The sequence below is a fragment of the Mesocricetibacter intestinalis genome (assembly GCF_004363295.1).
Lineage (GTDB): Bacteria > Pseudomonadota > Gammaproteobacteria > Enterobacterales > Pasteurellaceae > Mesocricetibacter > Mesocricetibacter intestinalis.
Genome location: NZ_SNYQ01000001.1, coordinates 243,927 through 263,605 on the forward strand (window position 1 = coordinate 243,927; position 19,679 = coordinate 263,605).

At 45.6% G+C, this 19,679-nt stretch carries 15 protein-coding genes; 11 read left to right on the forward strand and 4 right to left on the reverse strand.

Features of this window, described 5'->3' with window-relative positions; all coding sequences use genetic code 11:
* Positions 1-96: 96 nt before the first annotated feature.
* Positions 97-846: an SDR family oxidoreductase gene (locus tag EDC45_RS01120; protein ID WP_133542618.1), complete on the reverse strand. Its 750-nt coding sequence runs from the start codon at positions 844-846 to the stop codon at positions 97-99.
* A 143-nt stretch (positions 847-989) separates the two neighbouring features.
* Here EDC45_RS01120 and EDC45_RS01125 point away from each other — a divergent pair, with 143 nt between their 5' ends.
* Positions 990-1,889: a LysR family transcriptional regulator gene (locus EDC45_RS01125; protein WP_133542620.1), complete on the forward strand. Its 900-nt coding sequence runs from the start codon at positions 990-992 to the stop codon at positions 1,887-1,889.
* A gap of 96 nt (positions 1,890-1,985) precedes the next feature.
* On the opposite strand, the gene EDC45_RS01130 is transcribed toward EDC45_RS01125, so the two are convergent.
* The gene (locus tag EDC45_RS01130; protein ID WP_208107230.1) at positions 1,986-2,873 is read right to left on the reverse strand and encodes a LysR family transcriptional regulator; all 888 of its coding nucleotides are present in this window, start codon (positions 2,871-2,873) and stop codon (positions 1,986-1,988) included.
* A gap of 135 nt (positions 2,874-3,008) precedes the next feature.
* On the opposite strand from EDC45_RS01130, the gene EDC45_RS01135 reads away from it, so the two are divergent.
* The 7 genes from EDC45_RS01135 (at position 3,009) to dmsD (ending at position 11,644) form a co-directional block, all read left to right on the forward strand.
* On the forward strand, positions 3,009-4,166 hold the full coding sequence (locus EDC45_RS01135) for a trans-sulfuration enzyme family protein (protein ID WP_133542624.1): 1,158 nt from the start codon (positions 3,009-3,011) through the stop codon (positions 4,164-4,166).
* 23 nt (positions 4,167-4,189) lie between these two features.
* Positions 4,190-5,620 carry a Na+/H+ antiporter NhaC family protein gene (locus tag EDC45_RS01140; RefSeq protein ID WP_133542626.1) on the forward strand — a complete coding sequence of 477 codons (1,431 nt, stop codon included), beginning with the start codon at positions 4,190-4,192 and terminating at the stop codon, positions 5,618-5,620.
* A 34-nt stretch (positions 5,621-5,654) separates the two neighbouring features.
* Complete coding sequence (locus EDC45_RS01145) at positions 5,655-6,794, forward strand: trans-sulfuration enzyme family protein (protein ID WP_133542628.1); 1,140 nt, start codon at positions 5,655-5,657, stop codon at positions 6,792-6,794.
* 291 nt (positions 6,795-7,085) lie between these two features.
* Positions 7,086-9,503, forward strand: coding sequence for a selenate/tellurate reductase subunit YnfF (gene ynfF / locus EDC45_RS01150; protein WP_133542630.1), 2,418 nt, complete (start codon positions 7,086-7,088; stop codon positions 9,501-9,503).
* 10 nt (positions 9,504-9,513) lie between these two features.
* Positions 9,514-10,131, forward strand: coding sequence for a DMSO/selenate family reductase complex B subunit (locus EDC45_RS01155; RefSeq protein ID WP_133543241.1), 618 nt, complete (start codon positions 9,514-9,516; stop codon positions 10,129-10,131).
* A gap of 1 nt (position 10,132) precedes the next feature.
* Entirely contained in the window at positions 10,133-10,969 is an 837-nt protein-coding gene (locus EDC45_RS01160; RefSeq protein ID WP_133542632.1) for a DmsC/YnfH family molybdoenzyme membrane anchor subunit, read from the forward strand.
* Between the two features lie 69 nt (positions 10,970-11,038).
* Positions 11,039-11,644, forward strand: a complete 606-nt coding sequence (gene dmsD / locus EDC45_RS01165; RefSeq protein WP_133542634.1) for a Tat proofreading chaperone DmsD — start codon at positions 11,039-11,041, stop codon at positions 11,642-11,644.
* 108 nt (positions 11,645-11,752) lie between these two features.
* On the opposite strand, the gene nanQ is transcribed toward dmsD, so the two are convergent.
* Positions 11,753-12,226 carry an N-acetylneuraminate anomerase gene (gene nanQ, locus EDC45_RS01170; protein WP_133542636.1) on the reverse strand — a complete coding sequence of 158 codons (474 nt, stop codon included), beginning with the start codon at positions 12,224-12,226 and terminating at the stop codon, positions 11,753-11,755.
* Between the two features lie 322 nt (positions 12,227-12,548).
* On the opposite strand from nanQ, the gene pnp reads away from it, so the two are divergent.
* The 3 genes from pnp to EDC45_RS01185 all read left to right on the forward strand — a co-directional run bounded on the left by pnp (position 12,549) and on the right by EDC45_RS01185 (position 17,691).
* Positions 12,549-14,675, forward strand: coding sequence for a polyribonucleotide nucleotidyltransferase (gene pnp, locus EDC45_RS01175; protein WP_133542638.1), 2,127 nt, complete (start codon positions 12,549-12,551; stop codon positions 14,673-14,675).
* A 95-nt stretch (positions 14,676-14,770) separates the two neighbouring features.
* Entirely contained in the window at positions 14,771-15,715 is a 945-nt protein-coding gene (nlpI, locus tag EDC45_RS01180; protein WP_133542640.1) for a lipoprotein NlpI, read from the forward strand.
* A 143-nt stretch (positions 15,716-15,858) separates the two neighbouring features.
* On the forward strand, positions 15,859-17,691 hold the full coding sequence (locus tag EDC45_RS01185; RefSeq protein WP_133542642.1) for a DEAD/DEAH box helicase: 1,833 nt from the start codon (positions 15,859-15,861) through the stop codon (positions 17,689-17,691).
* A 96-nt stretch (positions 17,692-17,787) separates the two neighbouring features.
* Here the strand turns inward: EDC45_RS01185 and dauA are convergent, their stop codons facing one another.
* Positions 17,788-19,521: a C4-dicarboxylic acid transporter DauA gene (gene dauA, locus EDC45_RS01190; protein ID WP_133542644.1), complete on the reverse strand. Its 1,734-nt coding sequence runs from the start codon at positions 19,519-19,521 to the stop codon at positions 17,788-17,790.
* Between the last annotated feature and the right edge of the window lie 158 nt (positions 19,522-19,679).

Below are 19,679 nucleotides of genomic sequence, written 5' to 3' on the forward strand. Positions count from 1 at the left end.
TCTATATTGCCGCAGGCCTCTATTGAGGGCGCTGATGGTTGCGCGAACTTCCTAGCGAAAATATCGCCTATGTTATTTCCGATCCGGTTTAGGGGGCTACCAAGGTTGTGTGAGCGGGCCTAAGGTAAATTCGCTCACATTGGTGTCTTCCGGTTGCGAAAGTGCAAATGCCACCACATTGGCGACGCGTTCGGCAGGGATTTCATAAGCATCATAAAGTTGGCGATAGGCGCCGGAAGTCGCTTTATCGGTAATGCCGGCCACTAATTCCGATTGTACCGCCGCAGGATAAATGGTGGCGGTACGAATGTTGGTACCGGCTTGCGCCGATTCCATGCGCAAGGCTTCCATAATGGCCTTTACCGCCCATTTGGTACCGCAGTATACGGCAGCGCCGGGATATACTTTTAATCCCGCCACCGATGATGTGCTGATGATATGGCCGGATTTTTGCGCCGTAAAAGTGGGTAATACCGCCGCAATGCCGTTCAGCACGCCTTTGATGTTTACGTCCACCATCGCATTCCAATTGTGGGTTTCCAGAGCGGAAAGCGGTGCATTAGGCATTAAGCCGGCGTTTAAGAAAATAGCGTCCAGTTTACCGAATGCCGCTTTCGCCAGTTCCACCAAGGCGATATTATCTTCCGCTTTTACTACATCGGTTATGCGGTAAACCGCTTCACCGCCTTTACTTTTGATGTTATCCGCGATGGTTTTTAATTTGTTTTCACGGCGGGCGCCTAACACGAGTTTTGCGCCTTGTTCTGCTAATTTATAGGCGGTTGCCTCACCGATACCTGAAGAAGCTCCGGTGATAATTACCACTTTGCCCTGAATATTGTTCATTCTGTTTGTCCTTATGTGATGGTAAAAAGTCAGTTAATTTGACCGCACTTTTCAGTGGGGCTGAAGTATGGATATATTGTAATTAGGGTTTAATCTCAATAGAATGAATAATTTTAGAAAATACAATTCCGAAAAATGAGATTATGAACCGACTGGACGCTTTAAAATATTTTGTTGTTGCGGCTGAAACCTTGAGCTTTCGCGCTACGGCGGAACGCTTTTCCGTTTCACCGCAGGTGATTACTCGCGTGATGGGAGAGTTGGAAACTGAACTGGGCGAACAATTATTCAAACGTAATACCCGTTCTATTCGTTTAACTGATTTCGGCATTCAATGGTTGCCCCAAGCGGAGCAGTTTTTACAGCAGGAGCAAGTTTTATTCGGTATGCCGGCTAAACTCAATGATAACGAATTGTCCGGCGTGGTTAGAATTACCGTACCGCCTTCGGCATATAGCGATTGGGTTCTGAAGCAACTTCTGCTTGCGCTGGCGCCATATCCCGCCATCCGCATTGATTGGCGCACCGGCTTTAATGTGCTAAAGGCGGTTGAGGATCAAATTGATATCGGCGTGCGTATTACCCAACGCCCCGAAGATAACTGGATCGCCAGGAAAATCCGTATGCTGAACGAGCCGATTGTTGCTGCGCCGGCACTTATCGAACTGGTCGGGCAGCCTGAAAATATTGAAGACCTGTTAGCCCGTTTTCCCATCGGTAGCCTGCTTAATAGCAAAACCAACCGTCCCTGGGCCTGGTCTGTAAACGACGAATTTATTCCTATTTATCAGGCCGATGTTGTTACCGATGATACGAAAGCTTTATTACAGGCGGTATTGGCGGGCAGGATTTTTGCTCCGTTGCCCTATATGGATTGCCAGCATTATTTTGCAACCGGAGAACTGGTGAAGGTATTCCCCTACAGCGAATCGCAAAAATGGGCCTATTATCTTTACCGCCCGAAGCAGACTATTACGGCCAAGCGGGTATTATTGGTGTATGAATTACTGGAAAAGATTTATTTGAGTCATCGGGCTGCCTAAAAGTGCGGTGGGTTTTCCACTTAGTTTTTCCGCATAGGCTCGGAGGGAGTTTAGGGGCGGACTAAGCGCCCTCCGATAAATAGCGGAAAATAAGCCTTATTCTTCTAATGCGAAACTTTGCCGGCTGAATTTTTCCAATAAGAAATCAATAAATACCCGGATTTTCGGATTATTATGACGTGAAGGAAAATACAAAGCGTACAGATGATGGGTGTGAAATACTAAACGATCAGTTAATTTTAGGGGGACAATCCGCTTATTTTTAATTTCGTCCCGAATTAAATAAAGCGGTAAATATGCAACGCCTTTGTGGTTTAAAACCGCTTGCAGCGAAAATAAACTGCAATTTGATTTAATGGATTTTAGGGTTTCGCTATTATCCATTTTTTTTAAGGTAGGATTCATTTCCGGATACATCAATAATTGATGATGGCGCAGATCCTCAATGGTTTCCGGTTTGCCGTACCGGGATAAATATTCGCTTGATGCGCAATATACCCAGTCTATCGGGCATAAATAACGAAGAGAAAAATTATCGGGCGGCATGGAAACGATACGTAAGGCGATATCGTAATCTTCTTCATTTAAATTGACTAAATTATCGCTTAATTTGATATTTACATTAATGTGCTGATAGCGTTCGCTAAATTCATAAATAAGCGGAGCAAGCTGAGAATAGCCGAAAGCAACCGGGCAGGTAATGGTGAGTTCTCCCTTCGGTTCCTTATTATAGGTACCGGCATTGCTGTATAAATTATCTAAATCAGCCAGAATTTTCTGTAAATTTTGATAGAAATACTGACCTACATCCGTCAACAACAAGCTTCTTGTGGTTCGCTTGATTAAGGTAACGCCTAATTCCTCTTCCAGCAGTTTCAGGTTTTGGCTAACCGCAGAAGGGGTGAGATTAAGCTCTTTTGCCGCCTCGTTTAAGTTGCCTAAATTCGCAATGGCAACAAAACAATGAATACGTTTGAGGGACATATGGCGGAGGTTTTTCATTATAAAGATTTTTTGATAACTGATTTAAATTTATATAATTAAAGCACCCTTTATTTTAGGGGTCAATAGTGTGAACATAAGTAAACTTAGCCTCTATTATCCAACGGGAGTTTATTTATGAGAACAAAATCAAAATCTATTGCGACTTTAGCGGTACATGCCGGTTATCAAAAAGATGAAGCCTATGATGCTATTGTAACCCCTATTACGACCGCAAGTTCTTTTATTCAAAGAGATTTAAATGAACAGCGTAAATTTTGTTATTCCCGGGTATCCAATCCGACACGCTATTCCTATGAAACGGCGCTAGCCGAAATTGAAAACGGTATTTATGCCACCGCTACCGCCAGCGGTGTTGCCGCCGCTTCTCTGGCACTGGAACTCTTGCCGAGAGACAGTCATATTATCGTGATCACCGGGGTATATGGCGGGACTTTCCGTTTATTCGAAAGCATCCGTAAAAGTACTTTCGGATTTTCTTTCTCCTATATTAACCTGAATGATCAGGCGGAATTAGAGGCCGCATTGCAAAGCAATACCCGCATGATTTGGATCGAAAGTCCGACGAATCCGCTATTGCGCATCGTAGATATTGAAAAAGTTTGTCAATTTGCCAAAGCACGCAACATCATTACCTGTGTCGACAATACCTTTGCTACCGCTTGGAACCAGCAACCGCTCAGTTTAGGCGCGGATTTGGTCATGCTTTCCACCAGTAAATATATCAATGGCCATTCCGATATTATCGGCGGAGCCTTAATTACCCGACGTGAAGATTTCGCCGCAGAAATCAATTCGAAAAAAACCGCACTTGGCGCCATTGCCTCCCCTTTCGATGCCTATCTTGCATTGCGTGGAATGAAAACCCTTGATCTGCGTATGCAGCGGCAATGTGATAATGCGTTAAAAGTTGCCGAATTCTTAGAAAATCATGCGGAAATATTAGAAGTTCATTATCCCGGCTTAAAATCGCACCCCGACTATGAATTGTGTAAAAAGCAAATGCGTTCGGGGGGAGCGGTGGTTACCATTCGCTTAAAAGGCGATTTGGAACGCGTGAATCGCTTTATTAAAGGCTTGCAATATTTTGTTCTGGCCGAATCCCTTGGCGGGGTGGAAAGTATGGTAAACCATAGCGCTACGATGTCTCATGCCAGTATGGGTGCCGAAGCCAGAGCGGCTATAGGTATTTTTGATACCACATTGCGTTTATCCGTCGGCATCGAATGTATTGATGATTTAATTGAAGATTTGGCTTACGCATTAGCACAATAAACCAATAGCCTAAGGGGCATATTATGCAAGATTACGGTATTTGGGCGGTGCTTACGCCGCTGTTTACTATCTTATTGGCTGTTTTAACCCGCCAGGTGATTCTTTCTCTGCTAACAGGTTCCGTCTTCGGATTTATCGTGTTGCATGATTTCCATATTTTGGGCGGTATTAAGGCTACTCTGGACGGAATTATCAAAATTTTTGCCGATGGCGGTAATGCTAAAACGATTATTTTTATGGTGTTAATCGGCGGCATTATGCGGTTAGTGGTCGTTACCGGGGGAATGCGCAGCTTAGTACGCGCATTAAGTGAAAAATCACAGTTAATTAAAGGGCGCCGTTCTGTTCAACTGCTTGCGATGGTGATTACCTCTTTGATTTTTGTTGAAAGTTCGATTAACCAGTTAGTCGCCGGTGTTTCAACCAAAAAATTAGCCGAAAAATATGCCGTTCCGCCGGAAAAAATGTCTTACATTATTCAAACCTCCTGCGTATCCGTTTGTTCCTCGGCCATGATTAACGGCTGGGGCGCCGCCATGATGGGGGTTATCGGGGTACAAATCAGCAAGGGTTTTTTAACCGGAGAACCCTTTGAAATTCTTGCCGGTTCAATGCTTTATCATTTTATGGCGTTTTTCTCGTTGGCGACGGTACTGTTTTATATTTTTACCGGCGCCTCATGGGGCCCAATGCGTAAAGCGGAGTTATTGACTAAATATCCCCGCCTTAAGCGTAAAAAAGTACAGCAGCAGAATCATACCGACCCGCAGGATTATGTAATAGAGCATCCGAACAGTAACAGTATTTTAAATTTCCTGATTCCGATTTTATCTACCGTATTGGCCGTTCCCGTTATGCTATATATTACCGGCCACGGCGATTTTTCTAAGGGGAGCGGTTCAACCTCCGTATATTATGCGGTTATTTTCGGGCTAAGTATTTCCTTTGTATGGTTTATGGCTCGCCGTATTTTTACCATTGACAGTTTCTTTAGCGAAATCTATATCGGCTTTGCCAGCATGGTCAAAATTAGTTCGGTAATGATTTTTGCCTTTTTAATGGGGGGAATTTGCGGTGATTTACATACCGGCGCTTATATTGCCAAAATTTCGTCCAGCGTTATCCCGCCGAGTTTAACCATCGGTTTTATCTTCCTGATCAGCGCCATTATGTCCCTGGCAACGGGTACTTCTTGGGGAACTTTTGCCATTATGATCCCAATAGGCGTACAACTCGGCGTGTCCGTAGGGGTTCCGCCGGAATATATGATTGGCGCCGCTATTTCAGGCTCTATTTTCGGCGATATGACCTCGCCGATTTCTTCCGATGCGATCGTTGCGTCCATGGCGACGGATTGCGAACACATCGAACATATCAGAACCCAGTTCCCTTATGCGTTAGTTACCGGGGGAATAGCTTTACTGGCTTACATTATACTTGGGTTAACCCTTTAGCTATTGATTAGCTGCTTATTATTAGGAAATAACAATGAAAATAAACACGAAAGTATTACATGGCTATGAGATAACGGATAAAACAACGGGCAGTTCCTCCGTACCCATTTATCAGGCTTCAACCTTTCATCAACATGATTTGGACAGCCATTCCGGCCCGATTTATTCCCGCTTTTCAAATCCTTCTCGCAGCGGACTTTGCGAAGCGATTTGTGCGATTGAAGAAGCGCAATATGCCGAGATTTTTGCTTCGGGAATGGCGGCGATTAGCGCCTCTTTATTACAATTTAAACAGGGCGATCATATCGTCGCCTGCCGGAATATTTATGGCGGTACTTTTCAGTTGATGACGGAAATGCTGCCCGCTTACGGCATTGAAGTCAGTTTTGTCGATGCCACAGATCCGCATAACTATCTGGCTGCGATTAAAGAAAATACCAAGGCATTTTATGTTGAAACGCCTTCCAATCCCACCTTGCAAATTACCGATTTGCAAGGGGTCATCTCCATTGCTAAAAAGCATAATGTACTCACCATTTGTGATAATACCTTTATGACCCCCTTGCTTTCCAATGTGATTGCCTTAGGGGTTGATATTTCGATTAACAGTGCGACCAAGTTTATTAACGGTCATAGTGATGTGGTGTTAGGTACGCTTGCCACAAATAGCGCATCATTAGCTGCTAAAATTCACAAAATCGCTGTTGTTCTCGGCGGTATTGCAGCACCATTTGACTGTTGGTTAACAATGCGCGGTTTAAAATCCATGGCGATGCGGGTTAAGCAGGCCAGTGATAACGCCCGACAAATAGCGGAATTTTTAGCTTGTCATCCTAAGGTGAAACAGGTTTTCTATCCGGGGCTTGCCGGCCACGCCGGACATAAGATTCATATGGCACAATCGAAAAACGGCGGAATGATTATTTCCTTTGATTTAGGTTCTTATCAAAATGTAACTAAATTTCTGCAAGCCCTCAAGATTCCCCTTGTCGCCGTTAGTTTAGGGGGCATCGAATCGATTATCTCCTACCCGGCGAAAATGTCTCATGCTTGCGTCAGCCCGAAAGAACGCTTAGAACAAGGCGTTACGGAGGGGCTTTTGCGGTATTCCGTCGGCTGTGAAGATGCAGAAGATTTAATTGAAGATTTAAAAGCGGCGCTTACAGTAATATAACAATTAAATTTTTGTAGAAAATATTATTCGACCGAGTTTCCAAGGGAAAAGTGTGTAAGTGAATGCAATTTTCCCTTTTTATTTTCCTTCGTTTTACCGATTAAATCTCTTTTCTTTATTAAATTAACATTTATTTAACTTTTAAATTTTTTTTAATTCTATTATTAAAAAAGCTACAGAAAGTCGCCTTGTATTGAACAATTCAATATGAGAACCTTGCCCGCGATAGTTTATACCTAAGGTATTTTTATTTTTAAATTGGAGTGAAAAAGTAAATATGGGGGAATATTTATGGATAACTCAATATTAAATCCGGGCTTAAATCGAAGAACTTTTTTAAAGGGCTCTTCTGTCGGTGCGGCTGCCATTGTTGCCGATATGGCATTACCTTTCAAGAGTGTAGCAGCAGAACAAATTCCGGTAGCAGATGTTACGGAAGATAAATGGGTTTGGAGTGCCTGTACGGTGAATTGCGGCAGTCGTTGCGCATTACGTTTGCATATTAAAAATGACGAGGTGTATTGGGTAGAAACGGATAATACGGGCAATGACGAATACGGAAATCATCAAGTACGCGCTTGTTTGCGAGGTCGTTCTATTCGTCGTCGTATGAATCACCCGGATCGCTTGAAATATCCGATGAAACGCATAGGAAAACGCGGAGAAGGGAAATTTAAACGTATCAGTTGGGAGGAAGCGCTGGATACGATTGCCGATAATCTAAAGCGTATTTTAAAAGATTACGGTAATGAAGCGGTCCATGTTTTGTATGGTACGGGCGTTGACGGCGGTAATATTACCAATTCTAACGTTCCTTACCGTTTAATGAATTCTTGCGGCGGTTTTTTAAGCCGTTACGGTAGCTATAGTACGGCACAAATTCGTATGGCAATGCAATATCTTTATGGTGAGCGCAGCGGTAATAGCCCCGATGATATTGCAAATTCTAAACTGGTTGTGATGTTTGGCAATAATCCAGCCGAAACAAGAATGAGCGGTGGCGGCGTAACCTATTATGTTGAGCAGGCCCGTGAACGTTCCAATGCAAGAATGATTTTAATCGATCCGCGTTATAACGATACCGGCGTCGGACGCGAGGACGAATGGATCCCGATTTACCTGGGAACTGATGGAGCCTTAGCGGCAGCTCTTGCCTATGTATTGATTACCGAAGATATGGTGGATCAAGCCTTTTTAGATAAATATTGTGTGGGCTATGACGAAAAAACCTTACCGGCATCCGCACCGAAGAACAGTCATTATAAAGCCTATATTTTAGGACAAGGCGAAGACGGTATTGCGAAAACCCCTGAATGGGCCGCAAAGATTACGGGCATTCCGAGCAGCCGTATTATCAAACTTGCACGTGAAATCGGCCAGACAAAGCCGGCGTTTATTTGTCAGGGCTGGGGGCCGCAACGTCATTCAAACGGCGAACAAACCGCGCGTGCTATTGCTATGTTAGCGATCTTAACCGGTAATGTGGGGATCAACGGTGGTAATACCGGCGACCGTGAAGGTACCTATGATATGGCGCCCGAATGGTTTTCCATGTTAAGCAATCCGGTTAAAACTAAAATTTCGGTTTTTACTTGGCCCGATGCAATCGAGCGGGGAACGGAAATGACCGCACTTCGCGATGGTGTGCAGGGTAAAGCGAAACTTGATGTACCTATTAAATTTATGTGGTGCTATGCAAGTAATACGCTGATTAATCAGAACAGTAATATCGGGCGAACTCACGATATCCTGCAAGATGAGAGTAAATGCGAAATGCTTGTGGGGATCGACCACTTTATGACCGCCTCAATGAAATATTGCGATATAGTGCTGCCGGATTTAATGCCGACCGAACAGGAAGATTTAATTCCCCATGAGGCGGCGGGTAATATGGCCTATGTTATTTTAGGCCAACCGGCGACAAGCCGTAAGTTTGAGCGTCGCCCGATTTATGAAATTTTATCGGAAGTGGCAAAACGCTTAGGCGATGAGGTTTATCAGAAGTTTACCGAAGGTCGTACTCAGCACGAATGGGTTCGCTATCTTTGTGAACAAACAAAAAGTCGTAATCCGGATATGCCGAGTTATGAAGAGATGAAAAAGGTTGGGATTTATAAGCGCAAATGCCCTGAAGAACATGTGGTTGCCTTCAAAGATTTCCGTAAAGATCCGCAAGCGAACCCGCTTAAGACCCCTTCCGGAAAAATTGAAATTTATTCTGAACAACTTGCGGATATCGCGAACAGCTGGGAATTGGCCGAAGACGATGTAATCCATCCTTTACCGATTTTTGCCGCAGGATTTAACAGTGTGGCGGATCCGAAAAAAGAGAAGTATCCGTTCCAGTTAGTGGGCTTCCATTACAAAGCGAGAACCCATTCTTCTTACGGCAATATCGATGTATTGCAACATGCCAATCCGCAAGAGGTCTGGATTAATCCCCTTGATGCTAAACAAAAGAATATTAAAGACGGTGAATTAGTTCGTATCTTTAATGAAATCGGTGAAACCCGTCTTCCGGCCAAAATTACCCCGCGTATTATGCCGGGGGTATTAGGTATGGGACAGGGAGCATGGCATCAGGCGAATATGTTCGGGGATCGTGTCGATCACGGCGGTTGTGTGAATACTATTACTACCCACCGTCCTTCGCCGTTGGCCAAAGGTAATCCGCAACATTCTAATTTAGTTCAAATTGAGAAAGCCTAAGGGGGATATGATGAAACAATATGGCTTTTATTTCGACGCCGAGCGCTGTACCGGTTGTAAAACTTGTGAATTAGCCTGTAAGGATTATAAGGAGCTGGGAACCGATGTGAATTTTCGCCGTATTTATGAATATACCGGCGGTGATTGGACGCAGCAGGCGGACGGATGTTGGAACCAAAATGTATTTGCTTATTATTTGTCTATTTCTTGTAACCACTGTACCGATCCGGCCTGTACCAAAGTTTGTCCGACAGGTGCGATGCATAAAAATGCGGACGGATTCGTTATCGTGAATGAAGAGATTTGTATCGGTTGCCGTTACTGTCATATGGCCTGTCCTTATGATGCTCCGCAATATAATGTGAAGAAAGGGCATATGACCAAATGTGATGGTTGTTATTCACGTATTAAAGAAGGGCATAAACCGATTTGTGTAGAAGCCTGTCCATTACGCGCTCTGGATTTTGCACCCATTGACGAGTTACGCGAAAAATACGGTAATCAAGCTTCTATCGCCCCCTTACCTGCGGCAGAGATTACTCAACCTAATCTAGTGATTAAACCGAATAAACATTGCCGTAGCAGCGGTGATACCAGCGGCTTCTTAGGCAATCCGAGAGAGGTGTAAAATGAACGGCTTACACGAATTACCCCTGATTATTTTTACCGTATTGGCACAATCAACGGTAGGTGCCTGGTTGCTGTTCAGCTGGGCCTTATACCGGAATAATTCTGCACAAAGTAAGCAATATCTGCATAAGGTAATGTTTATTCTGTTAGCGCTATTAGGTCTTGGATTTATCGCTTCGATTCTGCATTTGGGTTCTCCCCTTAGAGCCTTTAATTCGTTAAATCGAATAGGTTCATCTATGCTTAGCAATGAAATTGCCTCCGGCGCCGTTTTCTTCGGTGCTGCAGGGATCTATTGGTTGCTCGGTATCACGGGAAAAATCACCGAGGCTCTGGCCAAGGTATGGTTGGCGTTAACCGCAGTTTTAGGCTTGGTATTTATGTATATGATGAATAATGTTTATCATATTAATACCGTTCCGACCTGGGACAGTTTGCTGACCAGCTTACAATTTTACTTAACCCTTGTTATTGGCGGTTCGGCTTTGGCCTACGGTTTGTTAAATGCTAATCCGCACAAAACATACAAGTTATGTCATGTGGCTTATTGCTATTTGGTCGGATTATTTTTAGCGGTGATTGTGGTTATTTATCAAGGGGTTGGACTTGCGCATATTCATAGCTCCGTACAGCAGGCGGTGAACTTGGTACCAGATTTTGCCAATTTACAGGCGCTGCGCTTTACGCTCTTGGCACTAGGCGCCATCGTTTTATGCAAATTACCAAAAAATTGGCTATTAGGTGTCGCCGCTTTAGCGGTACTCTTTGCCGAAATGATCGGGCGTTTAATTTTTTACGGACTCCATATGACGGTAGGAATGGCCGTAGCGGGCTAATTATAAAATCAACGGAAACAGAGGGCGTCGGTTACGGCGCCCTGCTGGATTTATTGTTCGGAATAGTTTATGCAGCAAACATTATTACAGGAAATCTCGACTTACGGGCGCTTATTAGGCGCGGCATTTTATTATGCGCCGCAGGCGCAAGAGGTAAAACCTATTTTAGCCTTTTTTGAACGCCCGAACTGGATTGAGGATTGGCATATTTTAACCGTATCGGAGGAGATTCAAGGGCTTATACGAAAAGGTCTAAGCCGAGATCTTGATGAAGCTTATCAATACCTTTTTATTGGGCCGAATGCGTTACCCGCTCCTCCTTGGGGATCGGTTTATCTTGATCGGGAAGGGGTGATTTTCGGTGATTCGCTGCTTGAGTTACGCACATTTTTAAAATGGCATAAAATTACATTTAGTTTGGACTTGAATGAACCGGAAGATCATTTCGGTTTAATGTTGATGCTAGCCGCCTATTTAGCCGAAAATCATCCGCCGTTACTTAATGAATTTTTAGCGCAGCATTTGCTGACTTGGTCGGGGCGCTATTTGCAACTTTTAGCGGAACAGACGGATTATCCTTTCTATCAGGCCTTAAGCCTATTAGCGCAACAAACATTACAGCGTTGGCAGGAAAAACTTATGCTAGAAGTACCTAAGCTCCAGCTGTATCGTTAATTTATCAAAAGACGGGCTGTTTCTTCCGTAATAAGAGCGGATAGGCAAAACGGCCGAACAGCATCTTATTGGGGCGCTCGCTGTTCGGCGCGGACAAGTTAGGCGCTCTTATTCCAATAACTGCAGCGGAATTTTAACCACCAGTTTTTTAATTCTCTGCGAGCTTTCTCCCGCATTGCAGCAAGGTTTATGCTCTTCGTAGGGCAGATAGACCACAAACATTTTCGGGCGTAGGGTTAATGTTTGTTTATACTCGATGGCATGAGGCGTAAGCTGATAATCTTCCGCTTCATGATAAACCTCGTAGCGACTGAGATCCGGCTGGGTAATACCGTATTCCATCGCTTCTTCTCCGCTAATCAATACCTGAATATCCGCATGGCGGCGATGCAGTTCCGCCGGACGTTCCGCCGCCGGTTGGGTATCGGTTTCCATTACATTCATATAAATTTGATCGCTGATATCATGCCGACCGGGGCTAAGTGCGGATAAATCCAGCCGGTTTAAATATTCACAGGTAGCGGCGATAACTTTAGGTAAGCCGCGTTTAAAATCCGAACGGGTTAAATCTCCGAAAAACATGCTTTCTCCTTAAATCCTTAAAAAAATAGGGGGATGTTTAGCTCGGCGCTTATTCTATACCCGATTGCGCCGAACGCCAAAGTCCGGCGGAAGTTTTTCTGCGCTTTTTCGGCACGGGGGTAAAAGATAAGGCATCAGGGTGAAAAAAATTCCCAAATAGGGTAAAGCCTAGTATAATGCCAAAGTTTTGTTTTCCGCTTTAGCGTGCGGCTATCAAAAGTGATTTTACGCAACGGTGCGGAGTGGAGAAGATTATTTTTGCTAGTCGCAAATCTGGAAAATAAAACGCAATTTTCAGCAAATAACTAAAAAGGAAAAAATTGTGAATCCGATTGTAAAACAGTTTAAATACGGTCAGCATACCGTAACTTTGGAAACCGGGGCTATCGCCCGTCAGGCCACGGCAGCGGTTATGGCAAGTATGGACGATACCACGGTATTTGTTAGCGTAGTGGCTAAAAAAGAGGTTAAAGAAGGGCAGGATTTCTTCCCTCTAACGGTGAACTATCAGGAACGTACCTATGCGGCCGGTCGTATTCCGGGCGGTTTTTTTAAGCGCGAAGGCCGTCCTTCCGAAGGTGAAACCCTGATTGCCCGTTTAATTGACCGTCCTATCCGTCCGCTTTTCCCGGAAGGTTTTTATAACGAAATTCAAATTGTTGCCACTGTGGTTTCCGTTAATCCGCAAATCAGTCCGGATTTGGTGGCCATGATCGGCGCTTCCGCCGCACTGTCATTGTCCGGCGTACCTTTTAACGGCCCTATAGGTGCGGCACGCGTAGGTTTTATTAATGATCAGTTTGTGTTAAATCCGACCGTTGCCGAGCAGAAACAAAGCCGTTTGGATTTAGTGGTGGCGGGTACCGATAAAGCGGTGCTGATGGTGGAATCCGAAGCGGATATTCTGAGCGAAGAACAAATGCTGGCCGCCGTAGTATTCGGTCATCAGCAACAGCAGGTCGTGGTCGAAGCCATCAAAGAATTTACCGCACAGGCGGGCAAACCGCGTTGGGATTGGGTGGCTCCGCAGCCGAATCATGAATTGATCAATAAGGTGAAAGCCCTGGCCGAAGCACGTTTGGGCGATGCCTATCGGATCACTGAAAAACAGATTCGCTATGAGCAAATCGATGCGATTAAAGCGGATGTTATCGCCCAGTTAACGGCGGAAGACGAAACAATCAGCGAAGGTGCGATTATTGATATCATTACCTCTCTGGAAAGTGCGGTAGTCCGCGGCAGAATTTTAAACGGCGAACCTCGTATCGACGGTCGTACGGTGGATACCGTGCGCGCTCTGGATATTTGTACCGGCGTATTGCCGCGTACTCATGGTTCGGCTATTTTCACCCGCGGTGAAACTCAGGCGCTTGCGGTTGCCACCTTGGGAACGGAGAGAGATGCGCAAATTATTGACGAACTGACCGGTGAACGTGCCGATCACTTCCTGTTCCACTATAACTTCCCTCCGTATTCCGTGGGTGAAACCGGTATGATCGGTTCGCCGAAACGTCGTGAAATCGGACATGGTCGTCTGGCGAAACGCGGTGTTGCCGCAGTAATGCCGACCCTGGCGGAGTTCCCTTATGTGGTGCGTGTGGTTTCCGAAATTACCGAATCTAACGGTTCTTCTTCCATGGCTTCCGTTTGCGGCGCTTCATTAGCCTTAATGGACGCCGGGGTGCCGATTAAAGCGGCGGTTGCCGGTATTGCCATGGGATTGGTGAAAGAAAATGAAAAATTTGTGGTGCTTTCCGATATTCTGGGCGATGAAGATCACCTGGGCGATATGGACTTCAAAGTTGCTGGAACACGCGAAGGGGTTACCGCTCTGCAAATGGATATTAAAATCGAAGGTATTACCGCCGAGATTATGCAGATTGCGTTGAATCAGGCGAAAAGCGCGCGTATGCATATTCTGGGCGTGATGGAGCAGGCGATTGCCGCACCGCGTGCGGATATTTCCGATTTTGCGCCGCGTATTCATACCATGAAGATTGATCCGAAGAAAATTAAAGACGTTATCGGTAAAGGCGGTGCGGTTATCCGTGCATTAACCGAAGAAACCGGCACTTCAATTGATATTGATGATGACGGTACGGTGAAGATCGCCGCCGTTGATAACAATGCGGTGAAAGAAGTGATGAGCCGAATTGAAGAAATTACCGCAGAAGTGGAAGCGGGTGCGATTTATCGCGGTAAGGTAACGCGTCTGGCGGATTTCGGCGCCTTCGTATCCATTGTGGGGAACAAAGAAGGCTTAGTGCATATTTCTCAGATTGCGGAAGAGCGCGTTGAGAAAGTCAGCGACTATTTAGCAGTCGGCCAAGAGGTTCAGGTTAAAGTGGTGGAAATTGATCGTCAGGGACGTATCCGTTTAACCATGAAAGAGCTTGTTCGTAAAGCGGAAGAAAGCAGCGAAGCAAGCGAGCTTAGCGAACAGGAATAAGCCATAGACCAACGCGCTTTGCCCGTTAATTCAAGCAAAGTGCGTTGGAATTTTCTCGGTTTTTTATAATTGTCTGGTATATAGGTTTATCGGCAATGGTATTCGGGGTCAGATTGGCGAAGGCCATCGTTTTTTTCAGTACATTATTTTCCGTTCTGGTGTTATCCGGTTGTATAAGCAGTTCGGAGCAGAGCTTCGTATCGAAAAATCGCATTATATTATCGGAACAGAATCCGAATGCGCATTTTGATCAGGAAGTAATGATTGTTCGTATCAGTCAGATTTTGATTGTCGGACAGCTGGATAAGCAGGAACGGGCAAATCTCCACTTTGAACGCGGTATCCTATACGACAGTCTGGGATTGTGGGCGTTGGCCCGTTATGATTTTACCCAGGCACTGGCTTTACAGCCGAAAACCCCGGCCATTTATAACTATCTCGGCTTGTATTTATTGTTGGACGGCGATTATGACAGCGCCATGGAAGCCTTCGATGCCGTACTGGAACTGGATCCGAACTATGAATACACCTATTTGAACCGGGGGCTGGATTTCTATTATATGGGGCGTTATAACCTGGCGGAACAGGATTTTCTGCGTTTTCACCAGGCCGATAGCAGCGATCCTTACCGGGTATTGTGGCTGTATCTGAACGAACTGAAATTTAAACCCGGCGAGGCGAAACAAAATTTAGCCCGGAGAGCGCAGGCTCTCTCGGCGGAATATTGGGGAACATATATCGTTCAGTATTATCTGAACCGGATTTCTGAACAGGAATTACTCAGCAAAGCGAAACGCTTTGCCGATCCGCAATCCCCTCAATATGCGGAAATTCTGACGGAAACCTATTTTTATCTGGCAAAACAAAAACTCAATGCCGGCCTTATTGACGAAGCGGAAGTGCTGTTCAAATTAGCCGTGGCAAATCAGGTGTATAACTTTGTTGAGTATCGTTTTGCTCTGTTTGAATTGGGCAAATTAAAAGCCGAAACGGAACAAACAGAACAGGCTGTTGTACAGAGAGTTAAATCATCTGATTAATTGCCGGCAGAGAGCATTTTACGCCGGAAATCTATCTTATTCGCAAGACGGAAGTTTTGCCCTTCGTTTTTTCTCTAAACAACATTTTATTGATATACGGGGAACCTCCTATTTCCCCTTTCTTTTTTATATTCGAGTATTTAATGACTGAAACTAACATGACTTTTAAGGATTTAGGCTTGCCTGAATTCATTCTTTCCGCCGTGGTTGATATGGGATTCGAAACGCCTTCGCCGATTCAGCTGGCTTGTATTCCTCATTTGCTGAACGGACGCGATGTTTTAGGTATGGCCCAGACCGGGAGCGGAAAAACCGCCGCGTTCTCCTTGCCGTTGTTGGCGCAAATTGATGTTGAGGAAAAATATCCGCAGATGTTGGTGATGGCACCGACGCGCGAGCTTGCCATTCAGGTGGCGGACGCTTGCGAACAGTTCAGCCGGTATGCCAAGGGGATACATATCGTAACCCTTTACGGCGGGCAGCGTTATGATATTCAGCTGCGCGCTTTACGACAGGGCGCTCAGGTGGTGGTCGGTACCCCGGGACGTATTCTAGATCATATCCGACGCGGAACCTTGGATTTATCCCGCCTGCGTTTTATGGTGCTGGACGAAGCGGATGAAATGCTGCGTATGGGCTTTATTGACGATGTGGAAACCGTAATGGCGGAATTACCGGAAAACCATCAGACCGCCTTATTCTCGGCGACAATGCCGGAACCGATTCGGCGTATTACCAAACGCTTTATGAGCGAACCTCAGGAAGTGAAGATTCAGTCCACACAGCGTACCAATCCAGATATTACTCAAAGTTGCTGGTATGTGCGCGGCTTCCGTAAAAATGAAGCCTTATTACGCTTCCTGGAAGTGGAAGATTTTGATGCGGCAATTATCTTCACCCGCACCAAAACCGGTACCCTGGATATTACCGAATTACTGGAAAAACATGGTTTCCGTGCCGCCGCATTGAACGGCGACATGACCCAGCAGCTGCGCGAACAGACGCTTGATCGTTTACGCAACGGTAGCTTGGATATTTTAGTGGCAACGGATGTTGCCGCCCGCGGTTTGGACGTGGAACGTATCAGCTTAGTGGTAAATTATGATATTCCGTTAGATGCGGAATCCTATGTGCATCGTATCGGACGTACCGGGCGAGCGGGCCGGGCGGGGCGGGCCATATTATTCGTTGAGCCGAGAGAACGCCGCCTGTTGGGCAATATTGAACGCCTGATGAAGAAACCGATCGAAGAAACGGATATTCCGAATCATGAAAAATTGCAGGAGCGTCGCCGGGAAAAATTCAAGGCGAATATTACCAAGCAGCTGGAGCATCGCGATCTGGAACTTTATCGCAGCCTGTTGGAGGATTTGTTTACCGCCGATCAGGATCAGGAAGATATTGCTGCGGCAATGCTGATGTTATTGCAGGGTAAACAAAAACTGATTCTGCCGCCGGATCCTGTAATCGAACGTAGAGGCCGGCGCGAACGGGACGAACGGCGTAATGAGCGGCGCGATAATCCGCGCAGTCAGGAGCGTCGCGGCTACGGTAACCCTTTACCGATGGATTTATACCGCATCGAAGTGGGACGCGGTGATGGCGTTGATGTCCGTCATATTGTGGGAGCGATTGCCAACGAAGGTAATATCGACAGTCGTAATATCGGACATATCAAACTGTATGAAGATTATTCCACTATCGAACTGCCGCAGGGGATGCCGAAAGAGTTACTGCAATTATTCGGTAAGGCGCGAGTATTGAATAAACAAATGCGTATGAGCCTGCTCGGTGAAGTTAAAGGCGGTCGCGACGAGCGTGAAGGACGCCGTTCCGGACGTTCCAGCGGACGCCGTCAGGAAGAGGGATTCAGACGCGAAGACAGAAAATTTAGAGAGAAAAACGACCGCTCTTTCAATGAACGTTCCGTTAAACGCGGAGATAAAGAGCGCCGTTTTCATGATCGCAGACCTTAACCTGAACGGGATTAAAAGCCAATAAATAGGGAGCCGAAAGGCTCCCTTTTTTACAATTCCTCTTTTTTGAAATTTCGTCGAAAGGTATTCGGCTATCTAGCTCTCCAAAGAACGGATTTTTGCGTAAGTTTCCTGTAAATCCGTGCTGAAATTGATTTTTTGCAGTTCTGCTACCGTATTGGATTTCACCATCATACGCAGCGGCTGAAACTGCATATTGCACATATACAGCTGTTGATGGGGCGCCATATGCTGTATGAAGCGGGTCAGAGCGTGGATACCCCCGCTGTCCAGGACGGTAACCGCATCGCATTGTAAAATAATATGTTTAACCTCATGTTCCGTATGCAGGGTTTTATCATGTAAATCGGCGAATAAATTGTCCGCCGCCGCAAAAAACAACGGACCGCTGATCCGGTAAACCTGGGTATTTTTCAGATCTTCCGGTGCCGAGATAGCAATGGATTTCGTCATTTCCGCAATGGTACGGATAAACAGCAGGCTGGCAAGCAACACTCCAACGCTGATGGCTATCACCATATCAAATAACACGGTGAGAATCAGGCAGGTCATCAGCACAGCAATTTCATTTTTACCTGAGCGCCGCAGCAGATGTACGATTTGTCTGACGTTCGCCATATTCCAGGCCACAACCAGTAACAGCGCCGCCATAGAGGATAGGGGCAGATAAGATAAGGCATTGGCAAAGAACAGGAGAGCAAGCAATACCAATAAAGCATGCACGACACTGGCGATCGGCGATTGGGCGCCGGCTTTTACATTAGCGGCGGAACGGGCGATCGCAGCGGTGGCGGTAATTCCACCCAGAAAGGGCGAAGCGATATTCCCCAATCCCTGAGCCAGTAATTCATTATTGGAATGGTGTTTGGTATCGGTCATATTATCCAGAATTACCGCACAGAGCAGGGATTCTATCGCCCCCAGAATCGCCATGGAAAAGGCCGCCGGCAGCAATGCCTGTAATGTGGTGAAGTTCCAGTCCACGGGCTGACCGCTCGGATCGGGAATATTCCAGGGTAAGATGAATTCGGGCAAGGTATTCGGAATTCCCTGTCCTGTTGAGCCGTCCGGCAGAGTATAGCTGAAAGCGGAACCTATGGTTTCGATACTGTAACCGAAATGATCCAGCAGGAAAGCGAGCAGGGTGGCCATAATTACCGCCGGCAGATGACCGGGTACCGGCAAACGCAGTCTATGCCATTGAGTCAGAATTAATAATGTCGTTAAGCCTATTAGCGTATCCGCCCAGTTTATAGTCGGAAGTGCGGTCAAAATCGTCTGAATTTTTCCGATATAATCTTCCGGCATTCCGCTGATTGTCAGCCCCAGAAAATCTTTAATCTGTAAGGTTGCGATTACAATACCTATCCCGCAGGTAAAACCGAGTGTTACCGGCAAAGGGATATATTCGATTAAGCGTCCCAGACGGAAAAATGCCATTAATACCAGAATTATCCCCGACAACAGGGTAGCCATTAATAAGCCGCCTAAGCCGAATTGTTGGGTAACCGGATAAAGAATCACCACAAAGGCGGCGGTAGGTCCCGATATATTGAAACGCGAACCGCCGCTCAGTGCGATAATTAGCCCGGCGATAATGGCGGTGTACAGCCCGTGCTGCGGCGGTACGCCGCTGGCAATGGCTAAAGCCATAGATAGCGGAATCGCGATAATACCTACAGTTAAACCTGCTATCAGGTCTTTGATAAAATGTCGCATTCCGTATCCTGCGCGCATACTATCTTTTAATGCACTGAAGGGCTTGACCGCAAGTAACGCATTTTTATTAAGGAACCATTTTTTTAACATATTTATTCCAAAGGCATCTAAAAATATCTTTCGTTGCCTATTGTACCCTGAACTTTGCTTTTTATTTATACGTTAGAACAAGAAAAAGTAAAAAAAACTTGACGAAAGCGCCGTAAGTTTTTATAGTTTCGCCCTGTTTGTAGCATTACAAATTTTCA

Bases quoted from the DNA above. Each gene is read 5' to 3' on its own strand.
- EDC45_RS01185 (WP_133542642.1), top strand. From the start codon at position 15,859: ATGACTGAAACTAACATGACTTTTAAGGATTTAGGCTTGCCTGAATTC.
- EDC45_RS01155 (WP_133543241.1), top strand. From the start codon at position 9,514: ATGAAACAATATGGCTTTTATTTCGACGCCGAGCGCTGTACCGGTTGT.
- EDC45_RS01140 (WP_133542626.1), top strand. From the start codon at position 4,190: ATGCAAGATTACGGTATTTGGGCGGTGCTTACGCCGCTGTTTACTATC.
- dmsD (WP_133542634.1), top strand. From the start codon at position 11,039: ATGCAGCAAACATTATTACAGGAAATCTCGACTTACGGGCGCTTATTA.
- EDC45_RS01135 (WP_133542624.1), top strand. From the start codon at position 3,009: ATGAGAACAAAATCAAAATCTATTGCGACTTTAGCGGTACATGCCGGT.
- EDC45_RS01130 (WP_208107230.1), bottom strand. From the start codon at position 2,873: ATGTCCCTCAAACGTATTCATTGTTTTGTTGCCATTGCGAATTTAGGC.
- ynfF (WP_133542630.1), top strand. From the start codon at position 7,086: ATGGATAACTCAATATTAAATCCGGGCTTAAATCGAAGAACTTTTTTA.
- EDC45_RS01160 (WP_133542632.1), top strand. From the start codon at position 10,133: ATGAACGGCTTACACGAATTACCCCTGATTATTTTTACCGTATTGGCA.
- EDC45_RS01120 (WP_133542618.1), bottom strand. From the start codon at position 846: ATGAACAATATTCAGGGCAAAGTGGTAATTATCACCGGAGCTTCTTCA.
- EDC45_RS01125 (WP_133542620.1), top strand. From the start codon at position 990: ATGAACCGACTGGACGCTTTAAAATATTTTGTTGTTGCGGCTGAAACC.
- dauA (WP_133542644.1), bottom strand. From the start codon at position 19,521: ATGTTAAAAAAATGGTTCCTTAATAAAAATGCGTTACTTGCGGTCAAG.
- nlpI (WP_133542640.1), top strand. From the start codon at position 14,771: ATGGTATTCGGGGTCAGATTGGCGAAGGCCATCGTTTTTTTCAGTACA.
- EDC45_RS01145 (WP_133542628.1), top strand. From the start codon at position 5,655: ATGAAAATAAACACGAAAGTATTACATGGCTATGAGATAACGGATAAA.
- nanQ (WP_133542636.1), bottom strand. From the start codon at position 12,226: ATGTTTTTCGGAGATTTAACCCGTTCGGATTTTAAACGCGGCTTACCT.